Source organism: Acinetobacter sp. GQ146 (assembly GCF_059758585.1).
In genome coordinates, this window is sequence record NZ_JCAXDV010000009.1 from 70,182 (window position 1) to 86,403 (window position 16,222).

A 16,222-nucleotide genomic window follows, 5' to 3' on the forward strand; every position below is an offset into this window, starting at 1 on the left:
ATTCTGTAGTTGACGTTTTTTAAATCTATTTTTTTCATAAGCATTTATTTTTTAATGCTAAGTAGAAATATTCAATTCCATTAGAATATTTTGAAAATCTTTTAATATAGGTTTTGAAGTATCCAAGCCTATAGCCAGGAACTCTCATGACTGCTATCCCTACTGTTGATCATATTGATGCGCTGGCATCTGAATATGCTGATAAATCTCCAAGTGAAATCTTGGAACTTGCACTGAATCAAGAAGGTGAAATTGCGATTTCATTTTCAGGTGCGGAAGATGTGGTACTCATTGATATGGCAGCCAATTTAGGCAAACCATTTCGTGTTTTTAGCTTAGACACAGGGCGTTTACACCCAGAAACCTATCAATTTATTGAAACGGTACGCAAGCATTACAACATCAAGATTGAAATTTGCTTCCCAGAATCTGAAGCAGTTCAAGCTTTAGTGAATGAAAAGGGCTTATTCAGCTTTTATCAAGATGACCACAAAGAATGCTGTGGCATTCGTAAAGTTCAACCGCTGCGTAAAAAACTAGCCACTTTGGATGGCTGGATTACTGGACAACGTAAAGATCAAAGCCCTGGTACACGCACAGAAATTCCTGTGGTTCAAGCTGACCCAGGCTTTTCAGGTCCAAACAAACAGTTGATTAAATATAATCCTTTAGCCAATTGGTCCAGTGCAGATGTTTGGAATTATATTCGTATGATGGAAATTCCATATAATCCATTGCATGAACGCGGTTTCATTTCGATTGGTTGTGAGCCTTGCACACGCCCGGTTCTACCGAATCAGCATGAGCGCGAAGGCCGTTGGTGGTGGGAGGAAGCCACACATAAAGAATGTGGTTTACACGCAGGAAATTTAAAATAATCGTTTGACTAAATAAAGTCACTGAATTGACAGTGACTTTTTTTTCAGTAAATTCAGCGCAGAAAGCAATAACTTTTGCCAAAAAAAAACGCTATACTCAAATCAACTCTTATAATTCTAACAAGGTGACTCAGACAGGAGTTACCCACAGAAATTGCAGTGAGGCAATCAACACTATGCGCCCATTACATCCGATAGATTTTATTTTTCTGTCCTTAGAAAAACGGCAACAACCGATGCATGTTGGGGGACTATTCCTCTTTCAAATTCCCGATAATGCTCCAGAGACCTTCATTCAAGACCTTGTCACTGATATCCGTAATTCTAAATGTAAGCCAATTCCACCCTTCAATAACAAATTAAATGGTCTTTTGTGGGATGAGGATGAAGAATTTGATCTCGACCATCATTTCCGCCACATTGCGCTGCCGCATCCTGGACGTATTCGCGAATTACTCACTTATATTTCTCAAGAACACAGCGCCTTGATTGATCGTGCAAAGCCTCTCTGGACTTGTCATATTATTGAAGGCATTGAAGGCAATCGTTTTGCCATGTACTTTAAAATCCACCATGCCATGGTAGATGGTATTGCTGGCATGCGTCTGGTTGAAAAATCATTATCTCACGATCCAAATGCCAAAAGTATTGTGCCACCGTGGTGTGTCGAAGGTCCACGTGCTAAACGTTTAAAAGAGCCTAAAGCCAGTCGTTTCAAAAGGATTCTGGGCGGTCTTAAACAACAAATGGAAGCAACACCGATTGTTGCACGCGAATTATCTAAAACTGTTATGCAGGATATGGGACGTAATCCCGATTATGTTTCAAGCTTTCAAGCCCCTAGCAGTATTTTAAATCAACGCGTGAGTTCTTCTCGTCGCTTTGCTGCACAATCTTTCGAATTTGATCGTTTACGCCACATTGCATCATCATTAAGCGTCACCATTAACGATGTGGTCTTGGCAATTTGCTCAGGCGCATTACGTGAATATTTACTCAGCCAGAATGCCTTACCGAAAAAGCCACTGATTGCTATGGTGCCCGCTTCAATTCGTGATGATGATTCAGAAGTCTCCAATCGCATTACCATGATTTTAGCGAACTTAGGCACACATAAAGAAGATCCGTTGGAACGCTTGCAGATTGTCCGCCGCAGTGTATTGAATGCGAAAGAGCGCTTTAAGCGCATGAATTCAAGCCAAATCATGAATTACAGTGCTTTTGTTTATACCGCAGCGGGATTAAACATTGCCTCTGGACTGATGCCGAAACGCCAAGCGTTCAACCTAGTCATTTCTAACGTCCCTGGACCGCGCGAACCACTGTATTGGAATGGTGCGAAGTTAGACGCTTTATATCCTGCATCGATTGTTCTTGATGGTCAGGCACTCAACATTACCATGACCAGTTATTTAGATAAACTTGAAGTGGGTTTAACTGCATGCCGCAATGCTTTGCCAAAAATGCAAAACCTACTGACACATCTAGAAGAAGAAATTCAACGTTTTGAAAATATTGTTGGGGTAAAAAACCCAAAGTTGAAAGCGGTAAGTTAACCGCTGAAACTGAACAAAAAAATTGACTAGAATAAATTAAGGGGCTTCACATGAGCCCCTTAAGCTTTAATACTACGACACTGTTTCAGTAACTGGTGGCACACCGAACGAATCATGGCTGTTGTAATTTGGGTCTCTTTACCCTGTTCGTCCACGATGTAACCTGTATGTACATTCTTGTTATCTAGCACGTGCTTGATACCTTGTTTGATAATTTTTTCACTCATGCCCATATCACACCTCTTCTTGCTAAGACCAAATGTTCAAAAAATGAAAATTTAGTTTGGCTACTTGGTATGAGTAGTATTGAAAAAACCAGCTCGAAAGTAAAATTTCAGTTGTAACAAGTGTTTAACGACATCCTGTTACAATTTCAGCTCAGAATGATATCGTATTGCTCTTGCGTATATAAATTTTCCACCTGAAATTTAATGACGCGATTAATAAAATGCTCTAAATCCGCGACGGCTGGGGCTTCGGCGGTTAACAGCCGGTCAATTACCGAAGGATGTGCAACGACAGTAAAGCCACTCTGTGACTCAAAAGCACGGGTATAGCGTAAGATTTCTCGAAAGATTTCGTAACATACCGTCTCTGCTGTTTTCACATATCCCCGCCCCTGACAGGTTGGACACGATTCACATAACAAGTGCTCTAACGATTCACGCGTTCGTTTGCGCGTCATTTCTACTAAACCTAGCTCAGATACCTGAGTAATCTTGGTTTTGGCATGATCACGCTCTAGCATGCGTTCAAACTGGCTCATCACCTCTTCACGATGCTGAGCTTCTTGCATGTCAATGAAATCAATAATAATGATGCCACCCAAATTACGTAAACGTAACTGCCGTGCAATAACCTGTGTCGCCTCCATATTGGTTTTGAACACAGTATCTTCCAGTGTTCTCCCACCGACATAAGACCCTGTATTCACATCAATTGTGGTCATGGCTTCGGTCTGGTCAATCATTAAATAACCACCAGACTTTAAAGCCACACGGGTTTGCAAGGCTTTTTGAATGTCTTCTTCAACATTATAGAGATCAAAGATCGGGCGTTCGCCTGGATAATGAATCAGACGATTTTGAATATTCGGGACAAATTCACCTACAAATTCTTGTAATTTGGCATGAATCTCACGGGAATCGACATAAATTTTTGAGGTATTTTCATTCGCCAGATCACGAATAATCCGCTGTGGTAAAGGCAGCTCTTCAAAAATCAGCGAAGGCACCGCAATGCTTTTTTGCTTGCGTTGAATGTATTCCCATAATTTCGCCAAATACGCCATATCCTGCGCGATGCATGCTTCATCAATGCCTTCGGCAGCGGTTCGTACAATCACAGAACCCGGCAGCTCATGTTCAGCCTGAATTTTTTCAATAATCGAACGTAAGCGATCACGTTCTTCTTCCGATTCAATGCGTTGCGAAACACCAATATGGTTACCAAATGGCATCAGTACCAAATAGCGAGAAGGAATAGAAAGATCGGTACTAAGACGAGCGCCTTTGGTGCCCAGCATATCTTTCATGACTTGAACTGTCAGAATCTGTCCAGGCTGAAGCAACTCAAACACATTCGGAATGGGTTGATTGCGTGGCCAAACCATATCATTGATATGTAAAAAAGCCGTCCGAGACAGCCCAATATCCACAAAAGCGGCCTGCATACCTGGCAAAACTCGAACGACTTTGCCTTTATAAATATTGCCGACCAAACCCCGTTTTACCGTACGCTCAACATATAGTTCGTTGACTGTACCATTTTGGATTAACGCCACACGACACTCCATAGGTGTGACATTAATCAGTAACTCGTCAGACATAATAAGACTCAAAACATTATAAAAATTTTTGTTTCACCATTAATTTAGGACCTTAATGGCTTTGAATAATTCGACGGTCTCATGTAAAGGCAAGCCCACCACATTGGTGTAACTGCCTTCAATACGAGGGATAAAACGTGCCGCAAGCCCTTGTATGGCATACGCACCCGCCTTCCCTTCAGGTTCCCCTGTTGCCCAATAGTCTTCCATATCTTTCAGGCTGAGCTGTTGAAATTCGACTTGGGTACGAACCACTATACTTGAAATTTGCGCTGAAGTGCGAACACAAACACCGGAAAACACATCATGTTTGCGACCCGAAATTTTTTTCCACATTTCAAAGGCGTGGGCTTTGGATTCCGGCTTGCCTAAAATCTCACCATCGACACTTAAGCTGGTGTCTGCGGCAATAATTACGGCCTCTGGATAAAGCTGCTGGACGACCGCTGCTTTTTCGCAGGCTAAACGCTGTACATAGGCTGCAACGCTTTCGCCTTGCAGGACCGACTCATCAATATCAGGACTAAAAATAGAGAAATCGAGACCGAGCTGCTGGAGCAGCTCGCGTCTTCGAGGAGAACTAGAGGCTAAAACTAAACGCGCCATCTTTTCAGCACAAAATAGACCAGTGGCCACATTAAAATACTGGTAACTAAGGGCTGCCAGTGTCGTGCGAAGGGGAACTGAATTCCTCCCATAATTTGCGCAACCCACATCATGAACAGATAAGCCAAAATAGCCAAGGCTGCAATAATCCATAGATTGGCAAAAGTCAGCACTCGACGCTCACGAATCAGGAAACGCGCAACAAAGCTAATCACGACAAAGCATAAGGCGTTCAGTCCAAGCGGAGCATCCATGAGCAAGTCAACGAAGATGCCTGTACCAAATGCAAACCACACACCGCACCAAGTCGGCTGACACAGCACCCAGAACAGTACCACCATCATCATAAACAACGGCCGCCAGCCAGAAACCGCATAAGCCAATGGATAAACCATCAGCACCGAAGCGATAATGACCGAAAAAATGATGGGAAATAATGGGTCTTTACGTTTTTCTTGTCGAAGTTTAGCGATTGGCATGTGGTTGCTCCATCGCTAGTGAGTCAGAAAACAGAATCACGACATGATGTCCACTAGCCAATTGCGCCGCAGGAATGACATCAATTTGGGCAAATTCACCCGTGGTATGTCGACTGACTTTAGATACGGTTCCGACCAAATATCCAGCAGGAAAATGCGCCCCTAGACCGGAGCTATACACTTTTTCACCCACCTTAATATTGGCACTGGTTGGCACATATTCCATTTTCAAATGACCTAAATCACCTGTACCCGAAACAATGGCACGCATGCCTGTGTATTCTAGACGCACAGACAAGGAATGATCTTTATCGGACAGCAACATGACTCGGCTACTATGCGGATAAACATTGATGATCTGCCCCATAATCCCCTTATCATCCAACACGGTTTGTCCAACCTTCAAGTTGTTGGTTGAACCCCGGTTAATGACAATAATATGGCGTAACGGGTCAGCATCGGTGCCGATCACTTCTGCAATTTCCATACGACCATCGATGATTAATGGCGTATCCAGTAAACCACGCAAACGCGTATTTTCAGCCGAAAGCTCTGACAACTTTTGTAAACGGACTTGCGCTTGTAGCAGTTCAGCTTGCATCGCGGTATTTTCACGGCGCAACTGTGCTTCTGACTTGGTCTGCTGAGTCAGCCATTCACTGGACAGCACAGGATAACTCGCCAAGGCATAGATAGGATTGTATGCCGCGTACAAGACATCTCTTGCAGGCTGTATCACATGTGGTAAGCGCCAGTTAAAAAATAGCACCACCAAACATGTTACAACCGCAATGATAAATGAGCGAAATGATGGGGGCTGCCTAGAAAACAAATTTGTTTGCACAGCCAAATCCTTAATTAACCAACAAATAACATGTCGTGATTTGGATTATCAAAGAATTCTAAAACTTTACCACCACCACGGGTTACGCAAGTTAAAGGATCTTCAGCAACAACCACTGGTAAACCAGTCTCTTGAGCCAGCAATTTATCCAGATTACGAAGTAAAGCACCACCACCGGTCAAGACAATACCACGCTCGGCAATATCAGAAGATAATTCTGGCGGTGTTTGTTCCAATGCAGATTTCACTGCTGAAACAATGCTTTGCAATGGATCAGAAATCGCTTGGGTAATTTCGTCTGAAGTTACAGTAATGGCACGAGGCACACCTTCAGCCAAGTTACGACCGCGAACTTCAATCTCTAAAGTTTTACCATTTTCGTCTGGTAAAGCCATGCCCACTTCTTTCTTGATGTTTTCTGCTGTGGTTTCACCAATCACGCAACCGTGTGCTTTACGAACATAGTTAATGATTTGTTCATCAAAGACATCACCACCGACACGTAAAGAGTCTGCGTAGACACAACCTTGTAATGAAATGATTGCAATTTCAGTGGTACCACCACCGACATCCACGACCATCGAACCGCATGCTTGTTCTACAGGTAAGCCTGCACCAATTGCCGCAGCCATTGGTTCTTCAATTAAACGTACATCACGCGCACCTGCATTAAATACAGCCTCACGAATTGCACGACGCTCGACCAAAGTCGATTTACAAGGTACACATACTACAACACGAGGTGCAGGTGGGAATAAACGCTTTTCATGCACTTTACCAATAAATTGGTTGAGCATGGTTTCAGTCACTTCAAAATCAGCAATTACACCATCTTTCATCGGGCGAATTGCAGAGATGTTCGCAGGAGTACGACCAAGCATTTGCTTCGCATCAAGACCAACAGCGGCAACAATTTTTTGTGAACCACTGTGACGAATCGCCACAACCGTTGGTTCATTTAATATAATGCCACGTCCTGGTGCATAGATAAGTGTATTTGCTGTACCTAAATCAATGGCGAGATCTGGCGAAAACAAGCCAATTAGTCGTTTTAGAATCACGGGGTCGTTCTCAGTTTAACTATATGTGGACGCAAGGTGGCAACTTTAACTAAATGTGATGATTTGAACAAGTCAATCGCTTATTATAACGCACGATATTTTGAAATTTTTTGATACTGAATTAGGTGATGTTATGTCTACACCGGATGCACAGCATTCAGCAGATTTAAATGCACAAACAGTTTCAGCAATCGCCAATCTTGCTCGATTGTCGCTAGATGATACGCAATCTGCTGAATATGCTCAAAGTCTAAATAAAATTTTAGGCATGATGGAAACCCTAAAAGGCATCAACACCGATGGTGTTGAACCGCTAAAAAGCCCTTTCGATAATCCTCAGCCATTACGTGAAGACGTGGTTACTGAACAGAATCATCGTGAAGAATATCAAGCTATTGCACCTGCAACCGAAGCAGGTTTGTACCTTGTACCACGCGTGATTGAATAATTTGCATTCAGTTGAACCATTTTTTTTAAATTTAACGTAAAGAATTATTTCTCATGACCGATTTACATCGCTTATCGATTCGCGAACTGACAGAGGGCTTAGCCAATGCGCAATTCTCCTCTCGCGAACTGACTGCACATTATTTAAAACGTATTGAAAAAATTGATGCTCAAGTCCAGTCCTATGTGACCGTGACCGCTGAACAAGCATTGGCACAAGCCGATGCAGCCGATGCTTTACGTCAAGCAGGTCAAGCCACTGCCCTTACTGGTGTGCCGATTGCGCATAAAGATATTTTTTGTACCCAAGGTATTCGTACCTCTGCGGGTTCAAAAATGTTGGACAACTTTATCTCACCATATGACGCGACTGTAGTTGCCAAAGGCAAAGCCGCAGGTTTGGTGACTTTAGGTAAAGTCAACATGGACGAATTTGCCATGGGTTCAACGTCTGAGTCGTCTTACTACGGTGCAACCAAAAACCCGTGGGCGCTGGATCACGTTCCAGGCGGTTCATCGGGTGGTTCTGCGGCAGTGATTGCAGCGGATCTTGCTCCGTTTGCAACAGGCACAGATACCGGCGGTTCAATCCGTCAGCCTGCATCTTTCTGTGGTTTAACCGGTTTAAAACCGACTTATGGTCGCGTATCGCGTTTCGGGATGATTGCTTATGCCTCATCACTCGATCAAGGCGGTCCAATGGCACGTTCGGCAGAAGACTGTGCTTACCTGATGAATGTCATGGCAGGTCACGATGCCAAAGACTCAACTTCGGTAGAGAAAGACGTTGATGACTATGTCGCAAACCTGAATGCCACCTCGGTGAAAGGCTTACGCATTGGTATTCCAAAGCAATACTTTAATGTGGCAGGTTTGGATGCTGCGGTAAAAGCACGCGTTGAAGAATCTTTAAAGAAATTGGAAGAGATGGGCGCGATCTTGGTTGAGATTGATCTCAACATGACCGAAGCCTATGTGCCGACCTATTATCTGATTGCTCCTGCGGAAGCATCTTCTAACTTGTCACGTTTTGATGGCGTGCGTTATGGCTACCGCTGTGAAAACCCAACCGACATTTTAGACCTGTATAAACGTTCACGTTCTGAAGGTTTTGGTCCAGAAGTACAACGTCGTATCTTGATTGGTACCTATGCGTTATCTGCGGGTTACTACGATGCGTACTATGTGAAAGCACAGAAAGTCCGTCGCTTAATTCAGCAAGACTTCTTAAAAGCTTTTGAAAATGTCGATGTGATTGCTGCGCCTTCTGCGCCAACGACAGCGTACCGCATTGGTGCATCGTTAGACCCAGTGGAAATGTACTTGGGCGACATTTATACCATCGCAGTGAACTTGGCGGGTCTCCCGGCTATCAATGCCCCTGTGGGCTTTGACCAAGACCACTTGCCTGTTGGTTTACAGTTAATTGGGAACTACTGGTCTGAATCACAATTATTGTCGATTGTGCATCAATACCAACAACACACGGACTTCCACACGCAACGTGCGGCGATTGCTGAGGAGAATGCATAATGGCACAAGCTCAAAAACAATCCCCAAAATCAGCTAAATCAAACCTGATTGATGGTTGGGAAGTCGTGATCGGGATTGAGATTCACACTCAACTTGCCACCAACTCTAAAATTTTCTCAGGTTCTTCGACTGAATTTGGTCAAGACCCGAATACACAAGCCAGTTTGGTTGATTTAGCCATGCCGGGTGTGCTGCCTGTGTTAAACAAGCAAGTGGTAGATTTAGCCATTCGTTTCGGTTTAGGCATTGATGCCTACATCGACCAAGCATCGGTGTTTGCGCGTAAAAACTACTTCTACCCAGACTCACCAAAAGGCTACCAAATTAGCCAGATGGACAACCCGATTGTGGGCTTGGGTCATATCGACATTCAACTGGATGACGGTACGGTGAAACGTATTGGTATTACCCGTGCCCATCTTGAAGAAGATGCCGGTAAATCCATTCACGACCAATTTGAAGGCATGTCAGGCATCGACTTGAACCGTGCAGGTACGCCTCTACTTGAAATCGTGTCTGAACCAGACATGCGTTCGGTAGAAGAAGCCGTTGCCTACATTAAAGCGATTCATACCTTGGTGCGTTGGCTCGGTATTTCTGACGGTAACATGGCAGAAGGTTCTTTCCGTGCCGACTGTAACGTGTCTTTACGTCGTCCGGGTCAGCCGTTTGGTACGCGTTGTGAATTGAAAAACCTCAACTCATTCCGTTTCATTGAGCAAGCGATCAATGTTGAAATTGAACGCCAAATGGAAATTTTGGAATGGGATGGCACAGTTGATCAAGAAACTCGTTTATTCGACCCTGTGAAAATGGAAACGCGTTCAATGCGTTCGAAAGAAGAAGCGAACGATTACCGCTACTTCCCAGACCCAGACTTGTTGCCTGTGATTATTCCAGATGCGCAAATTGAAGCAGCACGTGCGGCATTGCCAGAGTTACCTGCGGCACGTCGTGCGCGTTTCGTGGCGGACTTTGGCGTAACTGAATACGATGCACACGTGTTAACACTGACCCGTGAAATGTCTGAGTTTTATGAAGCCGTAGTTCAAGCTGCTGGCGGTGCTGCACAAGGTAAAGTGTCTGCAAACTGGGTGATGGGCGAATTCTCAGGTGCTTTAAATAAAGCAGGCTTAGAGTTGGCGGATTCCCCTGTTTCGGCTGAACTTTTAGGCGGCATGATTGCACGTATTGTGGACAACACCATTAACGGTAAGATTGCGAAGCAAGTGTTTGGCTTTATGTGGGAAGAAGGCAAAACTGCCGATGCCATTATTGCTGAAAAAGGCTTGAAGCAAGAAACTGACACAGGTGCGATTGAAGCGATTATTAAAGAAGTGCTTGCAGCCAACGAGAAGATGGTTGAGGAATACAAGTCTGGTAAAGAGAAAGCCTTTAACGGTCTTGTGGGTCAAGTGATGAAAGCTGCAAAAGGTAAAGCTAACCCTGCGCAAGTAAATGAATTAATGAAGAAATTGATTGGTTAATCTGATCTAGTTTCAAAAGAAAACCCGCTTTAGAGCGGGTTTTTTTATAAGAACTTTTGATTAACTTTCAATTCAATAAAATCTAATACACGTTTAGCCAAAAAACCCTTATATAATATTACATCCCAACGATTCTCAGACTTTGACTGAAATTTTGCTCCTTTTAACAATATATTAATTGATCGTTTTATTTCATTTCTACTCATTTTTTCATCAATACTAAAAGCCTCAAAAGGGTTAATTAACATTTCAGAGATATGATTTCTCATGTAATTATTGATATCTGAATACTTTAAAATATGATTTTTTAAGTGATTTTCTAAAATATCCTTTATTTTTGGGATGTTATTAACTTTTATCTCAAATTCAAAGAGTATTTGACTATTGGTTTCTGAAATATTGTCTATATCTAAATAATACAATTCAGCATCACACTCTTTATAAAAATGTGGATTCAATGCTGATGATAAATTAGTACTTTTTTTAGAGTTACATTCACAAGAAGGGACCAAATTTTTCGAGAAAAATGAAAACTCTGGGTAAATATCTTTAGGTAAAATATGATCTAAGGTTCCTGCATTCATACCACCACACATATAACAAAAATCCGATCTATTTTTCTCCCTAAAATTATTTATAAAATCTGAAAAAATTTTTGGGTTATCATAATGTTCAATGAAACTTTTCTTTCCTATTTCTTTAATAGATGAATTAACAGGAACATCTAATAACCTATATCTTCTAGTAAAAAATATATAATTTATATATGATTGTTTTAAATCATCCCTATGATTGTAGACATTCTTAATATGATAATGACGTGGATCTGATGGTAAATATATTTTATCTAAATTTTCAAAATCATCAACATTTAGAATATTTTCATTAATAAATTTCATTTTATCTTTCCAACTTTCTAAAAATTTCAAGAATAAGCTCTGGACTTAAATTTTTTGATAACTCTCTTATAATTTCATCTTCAGTATCTACATCCCTATTATTTTTGTATGTATCTATGAAGTTTTTTACTAATTCTTGTTCAAGTTCCATTAAATCATTATTACCAAAAACAAACTGAGAAATAGTTTCCACATTAGCACCCAAAGTATTAAATGTTATTTTTTCAGCAACTATATTTCTATTTTTTTTCTTGAGAACAACAATATTTTCCTTTAACAGGTTTTTAATTATAAATGGGGAATGTGTAGCCATAACTGCATATGAGCTTGAGGGATATAAAATTTTATTGATAAAATTCATTAATTGAGAGATAAAATTTGGATGTAAATGATTTTCAGGCTCATCAAATATAAATAGATTTTCTCCACCATTTTTTAAAACAGTTAAAGTCATATTAAAAACAACATTTAAAACAACCTTTTCCCCACTACTTAAACTATAGTTTTGGCCATCAAAAATTCTAGAAATACTGACTTTTGAAAAATCAGGTTCATAAAAAAAATCACCTCTCCCTAATTTTTCAAAAAAATTTTTTAGACTTAAGTTTTCACTAAAAGGTAGTCTATTAATAAAAACATTATTATATCTTTCATCAGAAAAAATATCTGCTAATAGGAAGAAGAGCATTGAAGATAAATTCTCCCCTCTAAAAAGAAGCAACTCTGAAATCAAATAATTTAAATTTGAATTTTTTGAAACATTTATATACGAATCATCATTTTTCGCAAGCCCTTGAAAGTAAGATTGCGAAATTAAGCCACTTGAAAAAACTTGAATTTTATTGAAGTTATTTATATATTTTGTATAAATTTCTTTTAAAGCTATACTTTTACCAAGACCATTTTTCCCTACAATAGAATATATCGACTGAGGAAATATTGCATCACTTTCTTTATTTATCTTAAAAGATAATTTCGTTCCATTATTATTTTCAACATAAATCTCCTCCAAAATGTTAAATTTATTAATTCCATCGAATCCACTACCATAAGCTTTCAATCTTTCTTTACTTGCCAAAAACTCATTTATAAAGAAATCAGTATTCTTAAATTTATAAAAATCCCCTCTTTCACTTCTTTCATAAAAATTTAAATAGGAAACGTCTTTTATTGTACTAAGAATATTTTTGAAATATCTTAGGTCTCTAATTTTATCATATTCTTCAATATTTTCTAAAATAGTGAATAAGCTATAGCTTCCTAAAAAAAGGCTTTCTAATTTATCACCTTGATGATTTAAAAATTGCAATAGGTCTAATCGCTCTCCCCTATGATAAAAACAAATTAAACCATAAACCTTTGCTACTGAATGAAAATTTTCAAAAACTTCTATTTCACAAAAAAGTGAACCATCTTTCTTCTCATTAGGTGAAATCAGCACAAAATTTTCTTCATCTACATTTTTATATAGGCTTTTATTTTTAGCCACAAAAATCTTATACATAAATCACCTTAGAATCAGTCACATAAATTATATTATTAATGTAAGAATTTTCAAAATTATTTAATTTAGAACATGACCATCACAAAAGTTTCTTATATCACCAAATTTAAAGACTTTGGACGCATCCAACTAACAAAGTTCTTTTTTTATAAGTAATTGATAGCCCCCATCATCCCCTATGCGCAACAGTGTTTCTCATCCCAATGGGAGACGGGACTTTCATTACATATCTAATGCTTTCTCCAATTTAATATTGAACACTCCCTCTCCTGAGCAAGTTTTAAAGCAGTGCTTTAAAGCGAAGCGCAAGTGAGGGTTAGAGAGAGGTACAACTACCTTACTACACCTAACTTATTCCAAATATCAGGCGTCAAAAACGTCGTCACCATCTTGTTTAAATCCACATAACGCAACAAACCATTCAACTGCTGCTTCACTTCGGTATTCTTCACAATTTCTTCGCCTGTAATACGCCCCAACTGCTGAAAACTTTCCCCAACTGCTTGTATGCCATCCGCCTGAATCACTGCTTTGGTCTGTGCCGAACATTGCTCGACCAAAATGCGCTGCAACACCTGCGCTACGTTTTTATCCAGTGCGGTTTTCTGATCTTCCGTGACCTGACTAAACTGTTTTAATTCAGGGTGAGTGGATAGCGCTACAAAGGTCCATTGCAACACGGCGGTTTTGTCCGTGGCGGTGGTCGACTTTACCAAACAGTCACTCAGTTGATCGACTGTGGTACTGGCTTGCGACATTTGTGCCGTACCCAAAACAGCCGCAGCCAGTAACACTGCACGCGTTAGATAAGACCATTTCCCTTGAACATGGGCAACCTGAGCAGACATATGCTGAATTCCATTAAATGATTGGCTTCTTTGTAGCACAGGACTTTAGCCTTGGTTGTTATGACTCTGTATCTCGCTGGACTGCTTGCCTAAAAGTTGCAACACATGCTGTAAACGTACATTGTCTGGGTTGTCTTTATACACCGCATAAATCGGGGCGATACACGGGTTATCTGCTTTTAAAGGTTTATACACAATTTGCTTGTTCCAAAAATCTCGAATCGCTTCAGGCACAATCGACAGCCCAATACCAGCGGCAATCAAGTTTAAGCTGGAAGTTAAACGCGGGGCTTCTTGGACAATCTTGGGACTAAAGCCTGCCTGATAACAACTCGCCATAATATTGTCGAATAAATCTTGCCCTGCTAAACGGCGATACAACACAAAGTCATAAGGCTCTAAAGCCAATAGCTCAATGACACCAGTCTGTGCCACCAGCGGATGGTTATTGGGCATTGCCACAATTAATGGCTCATCCAGCACATGCCAGCTATTTAAACCCAGACCAATCGGAGCAGGTTTACGTAAAAATACGAGGTCATTTTTATCATTGCGGATAGAGTCGACCAGTGCATTACTGCCATCTTCTTCCAGATAAATAGAAACCGCAGGAAAGGCTTCACGAAAATTGCGCAGCAAAGCCGGTAAAAAGGGATGTAAACCAACGGAGTTGGTAATGCCAATATTCAACTGCCCTTCCAACCCCTGCGTGATGTTCTGCACTCGCTGTGAAATGGTTTGTGCATGCGCCAAGATGGTTAAGGCTTCCTGATACAGGACTTTACCCGCTTCTGTAACCTCGACCCCTCGCGGCAAGCGCTTCAACAACTGGGCGTTCAGTTCATCTTCCAGACCTTTAATAATTCGGGTTAAAGGCGGTTGTTGCATATTTAAACGCACAGCAGCACGCGAAATATTGCTCTCTTCCACCACGGCAACAAAGGCTTTGAGCTTGTGAATATCCATCATCATCCCGTTTATAAACATACTTTTTAGGTATGGATAACATCATAATTAGCATTTTTCATTATAACGCAACAGGCGCATACTTTTGACATGCAAGATTGAGAGCGAAACCATGAAAACAGAAGTTATTCCCTTGGAGCAAGAGATTCATCCCAATGCGCAGGAATTATTTATGGGGTTTATGAAGCTCGGTCTGATGGGTTTTGGTGGCGTGCTGCCACTGGCTCACCGCATGATTGTGGATGATCGAAAATGGCTGACGATTGAGGAATTTACCCATTTACTTGGCGTGTGCCAATTGCTGCCCGGTGGCAATATTATCAATATGTCCGTGGCGATCGGCTATCAATTTCAGGGTGTGAAAGGTGCCATCAGTGCTGTGGTGGGCTTAATCTCGGCACCCACTTTCATTGTGATTTTGCTGTATGAACTGTATGCCCGATTTCAATCCATTGCTCTGGTAAAGCATATGCTGGAAGGCTTGGCTGCGGCTGCCGCGGGTCTGCTGTTTGCCATGGGCTTGAAAATGCTGCGCCCGATCTTAAATCGTGCGATGACATGGTTCAGCATCGCCTTGACCTTTGTTTTTATGCTGCTGATGAAAGTGCCTTTACTGCTGACTTTAATCATTTTAATCGCCATCAATCTCAGCCTATTAAGCCTAAATAAAGGAGCCAAAAACGCATGATTCTGATTGTCTTAGCCATCGTTTTTACTCAACTGTCCTTACTGGCTTTTGGCGGTGGTCCCGCGATTTTGCCTGAAATGCAACATCAGGTGGTTGAAGTTCATCACTGGTTAACCGCAGCCGAGTTTAGCACCATGTTTGCCATGGCTCAGGCAGCACCCGGCCCGAATATGATGATTGTGCCTTTGGTTGGTTGGCATGTGGCAGGTCCTGCGGGGCTATTGGTGACCTCCTTTGCCAAATTTGGCCCCTCATCAGTGATTACCGTGTTCGCACTGAAATTCTGGAATCAGTTTAAGGACCATCCACTGCGTGAACGCTTTGAAAAAGCCTTAAAACCGATTACGGTCGGACTGGTACTGGTTAGTGCATGGATTATTGCTGATGCTTCTGCGCAAAATTCTTTATTGGTCGCCATCATTGTGATTGCAACGGTGATGAGTCTGTTTAAAAAAGTGCATCCGCTGTGGGTGATGTTGTTTGGTGCAACCGCAGGGGCTTGTTTTCTATAAAAAATATTATAAAGACCTATCAACCCGCATTATGCGGGTTTGATCATTTACAATCATCGGTACGGAGTTGATTCAACCCCTAGATT

Annotated in this window: 17 protein-coding genes; 7 read left to right on the forward strand and 10 right to left on the reverse strand. The window is 41.3% G+C overall.

Annotated elements, in window-relative coordinates; all coding sequences use genetic code 11:
* Positions 1-146 precede the first annotated feature (146 nt).
* Both AC6CHI_RS13950 and AC6CHI_RS13955 read left to right on the forward strand, forming a co-directional pair.
* Complete coding sequence (locus AC6CHI_RS13950; RefSeq protein WP_498121983.1) at positions 147-878, forward strand: phosphoadenylyl-sulfate reductase; 732 nt, start codon at positions 147-149, stop codon at positions 876-878.
* Positions 879-1,054: 176 nt separating this feature from the next.
* Entirely contained in the window at positions 1,055-2,434 is a 1,380-nt protein-coding gene (locus tag AC6CHI_RS13955; RefSeq protein ID WP_498121985.1) for a WS/DGAT/MGAT family O-acyltransferase, read from the forward strand.
* 59 nt (positions 2,435-2,493) lie between these two features.
* On the opposite strand, the gene AC6CHI_RS13960 is transcribed toward AC6CHI_RS13955, so the two are convergent.
* From AC6CHI_RS13960 to AC6CHI_RS13985, 6 genes are all read right to left on the reverse strand, one after another.
* Positions 2,494-2,667, reverse strand: coding sequence for a PA1571 family protein (locus AC6CHI_RS13960; RefSeq protein WP_458893240.1), 174 nt, complete (start codon positions 2,665-2,667; stop codon positions 2,494-2,496).
* A gap of 140 nt (positions 2,668-2,807) precedes the next feature.
* Entirely contained in the window at positions 2,808-4,262 is a 1,455-nt protein-coding gene (gene rng / locus AC6CHI_RS13965; RefSeq protein ID WP_458893241.1) for a ribonuclease G, read from the reverse strand.
* A gap of 39 nt (positions 4,263-4,301) precedes the next feature.
* On the reverse strand, positions 4,302-4,868 hold the full coding sequence (locus AC6CHI_RS13970; RefSeq protein WP_458893242.1) for a Maf family nucleotide pyrophosphatase: 567 nt from the start codon (positions 4,866-4,868) through the stop codon (positions 4,302-4,304).
* Positions 4,856-5,347 carry a rod shape-determining protein MreD gene (gene mreD, locus AC6CHI_RS13975; protein WP_498121986.1) on the reverse strand — a complete coding sequence of 164 codons (492 nt, stop codon included), beginning with the start codon at positions 5,345-5,347 and terminating at the stop codon, positions 4,856-4,858. The genes AC6CHI_RS13970 and mreD overlap by 13 nt, the downstream gene beginning before the upstream one ends.
* The gene (gene mreC, locus AC6CHI_RS13980) at positions 5,334-6,191 is read right to left on the reverse strand and encodes a rod shape-determining protein MreC (RefSeq protein ID WP_458893244.1); all 858 of its coding nucleotides are present in this window, start codon (positions 6,189-6,191) and stop codon (positions 5,334-5,336) included. Before mreC ends, mreD begins: the two co-directional genes overlap by 14 nt.
* A 14-nt stretch (positions 6,192-6,205) precedes the next feature.
* Positions 6,206-7,252 (reverse strand): rod shape-determining protein, encoded by a 1,047-nt coding sequence (locus tag AC6CHI_RS13985; protein ID WP_016165348.1) that lies wholly within the window; start codon positions 7,250-7,252, stop codon positions 6,206-6,208.
* Between the two features lie 133 nt (positions 7,253-7,385).
* Between AC6CHI_RS13985 and gatC the strand changes: the two genes are divergently transcribed.
* Genes gatC through gatB form a run of 3 tightly spaced genes read left to right on the forward strand, consistent with a single transcriptional unit; the run spans position 7,386 to position 10,719 of the window.
* Positions 7,386-7,700, forward strand: coding sequence for an Asp-tRNA(Asn)/Glu-tRNA(Gln) amidotransferase subunit GatC (gatC, locus tag AC6CHI_RS13990; RefSeq protein WP_498121988.1), 315 nt, complete (start codon positions 7,386-7,388; stop codon positions 7,698-7,700).
* A 53-nt stretch (positions 7,701-7,753) separates the two neighbouring features.
* Positions 7,754-9,232, forward strand: a complete 1,479-nt coding sequence (gene gatA, locus AC6CHI_RS13995) for an Asp-tRNA(Asn)/Glu-tRNA(Gln) amidotransferase subunit GatA (protein WP_498121990.1) — start codon at positions 7,754-7,756, stop codon at positions 9,230-9,232.
* The gene (gene gatB / locus AC6CHI_RS14000) at positions 9,232-10,719 is read left to right on the forward strand and encodes an Asp-tRNA(Asn)/Glu-tRNA(Gln) amidotransferase subunit GatB (protein WP_498121991.1); all 1,488 of its coding nucleotides are present in this window, start codon (positions 9,232-9,234) and stop codon (positions 10,717-10,719) included. The genes gatA and gatB overlap by 1 nt, the downstream gene beginning before the upstream one ends.
* 44 nt (positions 10,720-10,763) lie before the next feature.
* On the opposite strand, the gene AC6CHI_RS14005 is transcribed toward gatB, so the two are convergent.
* The 4 genes from AC6CHI_RS14005 to AC6CHI_RS14020 form a co-directional block, all read right to left on the reverse strand.
* On the reverse strand, positions 10,764-11,618 hold the full coding sequence (locus AC6CHI_RS14005) for a hypothetical protein (protein WP_498121993.1): 855 nt from the start codon (positions 11,616-11,618) through the stop codon (positions 10,764-10,766).
* Position 11,619: 1 nt separating this feature from the next.
* Entirely contained in the window at positions 11,620-13,122 is a 1,503-nt protein-coding gene (locus tag AC6CHI_RS14010) for an AAA family ATPase (protein WP_498121994.1), read from the reverse strand.
* Positions 13,123-13,454: 332 nt separating this feature from the next.
* Positions 13,455-13,970 carry a hypothetical protein gene (locus AC6CHI_RS14015; protein ID WP_498121996.1) on the reverse strand — a complete coding sequence of 172 codons (516 nt, stop codon included), beginning with the start codon at positions 13,968-13,970 and terminating at the stop codon, positions 13,455-13,457.
* A gap of 45 nt (positions 13,971-14,015) precedes the next feature.
* Positions 14,016-14,939: a LysR family transcriptional regulator gene (locus AC6CHI_RS14020; RefSeq protein ID WP_498122077.1), complete on the reverse strand. Its 924-nt coding sequence runs from the start codon at positions 14,937-14,939 to the stop codon at positions 14,016-14,018.
* 109 nt (positions 14,940-15,048) lie between these two features.
* On the opposite strand from AC6CHI_RS14020, the gene AC6CHI_RS14025 reads away from it, so the two are divergent.
* Together AC6CHI_RS14025 and AC6CHI_RS14030 are read left to right on the forward strand one after the other, a co-directional pair.
* On the forward strand, positions 15,049-15,624 hold the full coding sequence (locus AC6CHI_RS14025) for a chromate transporter (protein WP_498121998.1): 576 nt from the start codon (positions 15,049-15,051) through the stop codon (positions 15,622-15,624).
* The gene (locus tag AC6CHI_RS14030; protein WP_498121999.1) at positions 15,621-16,136 is read left to right on the forward strand and encodes a chromate transporter; all 516 of its coding nucleotides are present in this window, start codon (positions 15,621-15,623) and stop codon (positions 16,134-16,136) included. The genes AC6CHI_RS14025 and AC6CHI_RS14030 overlap by 4 nt, the downstream gene beginning before the upstream one ends.
* Positions 16,137-16,222: the final 86 nt, after the last annotated feature.

Bases quoted from the DNA above. Each gene is read 5' to 3' on its own strand.
- rng (WP_458893241.1), bottom strand. From the start codon at position 4,262: ATGTCTGACGAGTTACTGATTAATGTCACACCTATGGAGTGTCGTGTG.
- AC6CHI_RS14015 (WP_498121996.1), bottom strand. From the start codon at position 13,970: ATGTCTGCTCAGGTTGCCCATGTTCAAGGGAAATGGTCTTATCTAACG.
- AC6CHI_RS13950 (WP_498121983.1), top strand. From the start codon at position 147: ATGACTGCTATCCCTACTGTTGATCATATTGATGCGCTGGCATCTGAA.
- AC6CHI_RS14010 (WP_498121994.1), bottom strand. From the start codon at position 13,122: ATGTATAAGATTTTTGTGGCTAAAAATAAAAGCCTATATAAAAATGTA.
- AC6CHI_RS13970 (WP_458893242.1), bottom strand. From the start codon at position 4,868: ATGGCGCGTTTAGTTTTAGCCTCTAGTTCTCCTCGAAGACGCGAGCTG.
- AC6CHI_RS14025 (WP_498121998.1), top strand. From the start codon at position 15,049: ATGAAAACAGAAGTTATTCCCTTGGAGCAAGAGATTCATCCCAATGCG.
- gatB (WP_498121991.1), top strand. From the start codon at position 9,232: ATGGCACAAGCTCAAAAACAATCCCCAAAATCAGCTAAATCAAACCTG.
- gatC (WP_498121988.1), top strand. From the start codon at position 7,386: ATGTCTACACCGGATGCACAGCATTCAGCAGATTTAAATGCACAAACA.
- AC6CHI_RS14030 (WP_498121999.1), top strand. From the start codon at position 15,621: ATGATTCTGATTGTCTTAGCCATCGTTTTTACTCAACTGTCCTTACTG.
- AC6CHI_RS14005 (WP_498121993.1), bottom strand. From the start codon at position 11,618: ATGAAATTTATTAATGAAAATATTCTAAATGTTGATGATTTTGAAAAT.
- AC6CHI_RS13960 (WP_458893240.1), bottom strand. From the start codon at position 2,667: ATGGGCATGAGTGAAAAAATTATCAAACAAGGTATCAAGCACGTGCTA.
- AC6CHI_RS14020 (WP_498122077.1), bottom strand. From the start codon at position 14,939: ATGATGGATATTCACAAGCTCAAAGCCTTTGTTGCCGTGGTGGAAGAG.
- gatA (WP_498121990.1), top strand. From the start codon at position 7,754: ATGACCGATTTACATCGCTTATCGATTCGCGAACTGACAGAGGGCTTA.
- AC6CHI_RS13955 (WP_498121985.1), top strand. From the start codon at position 1,055: ATGCGCCCATTACATCCGATAGATTTTATTTTTCTGTCCTTAGAAAAA.
- mreD (WP_498121986.1), bottom strand. From the start codon at position 5,347: ATGCCAATCGCTAAACTTCGACAAGAAAAACGTAAAGACCCATTATTT.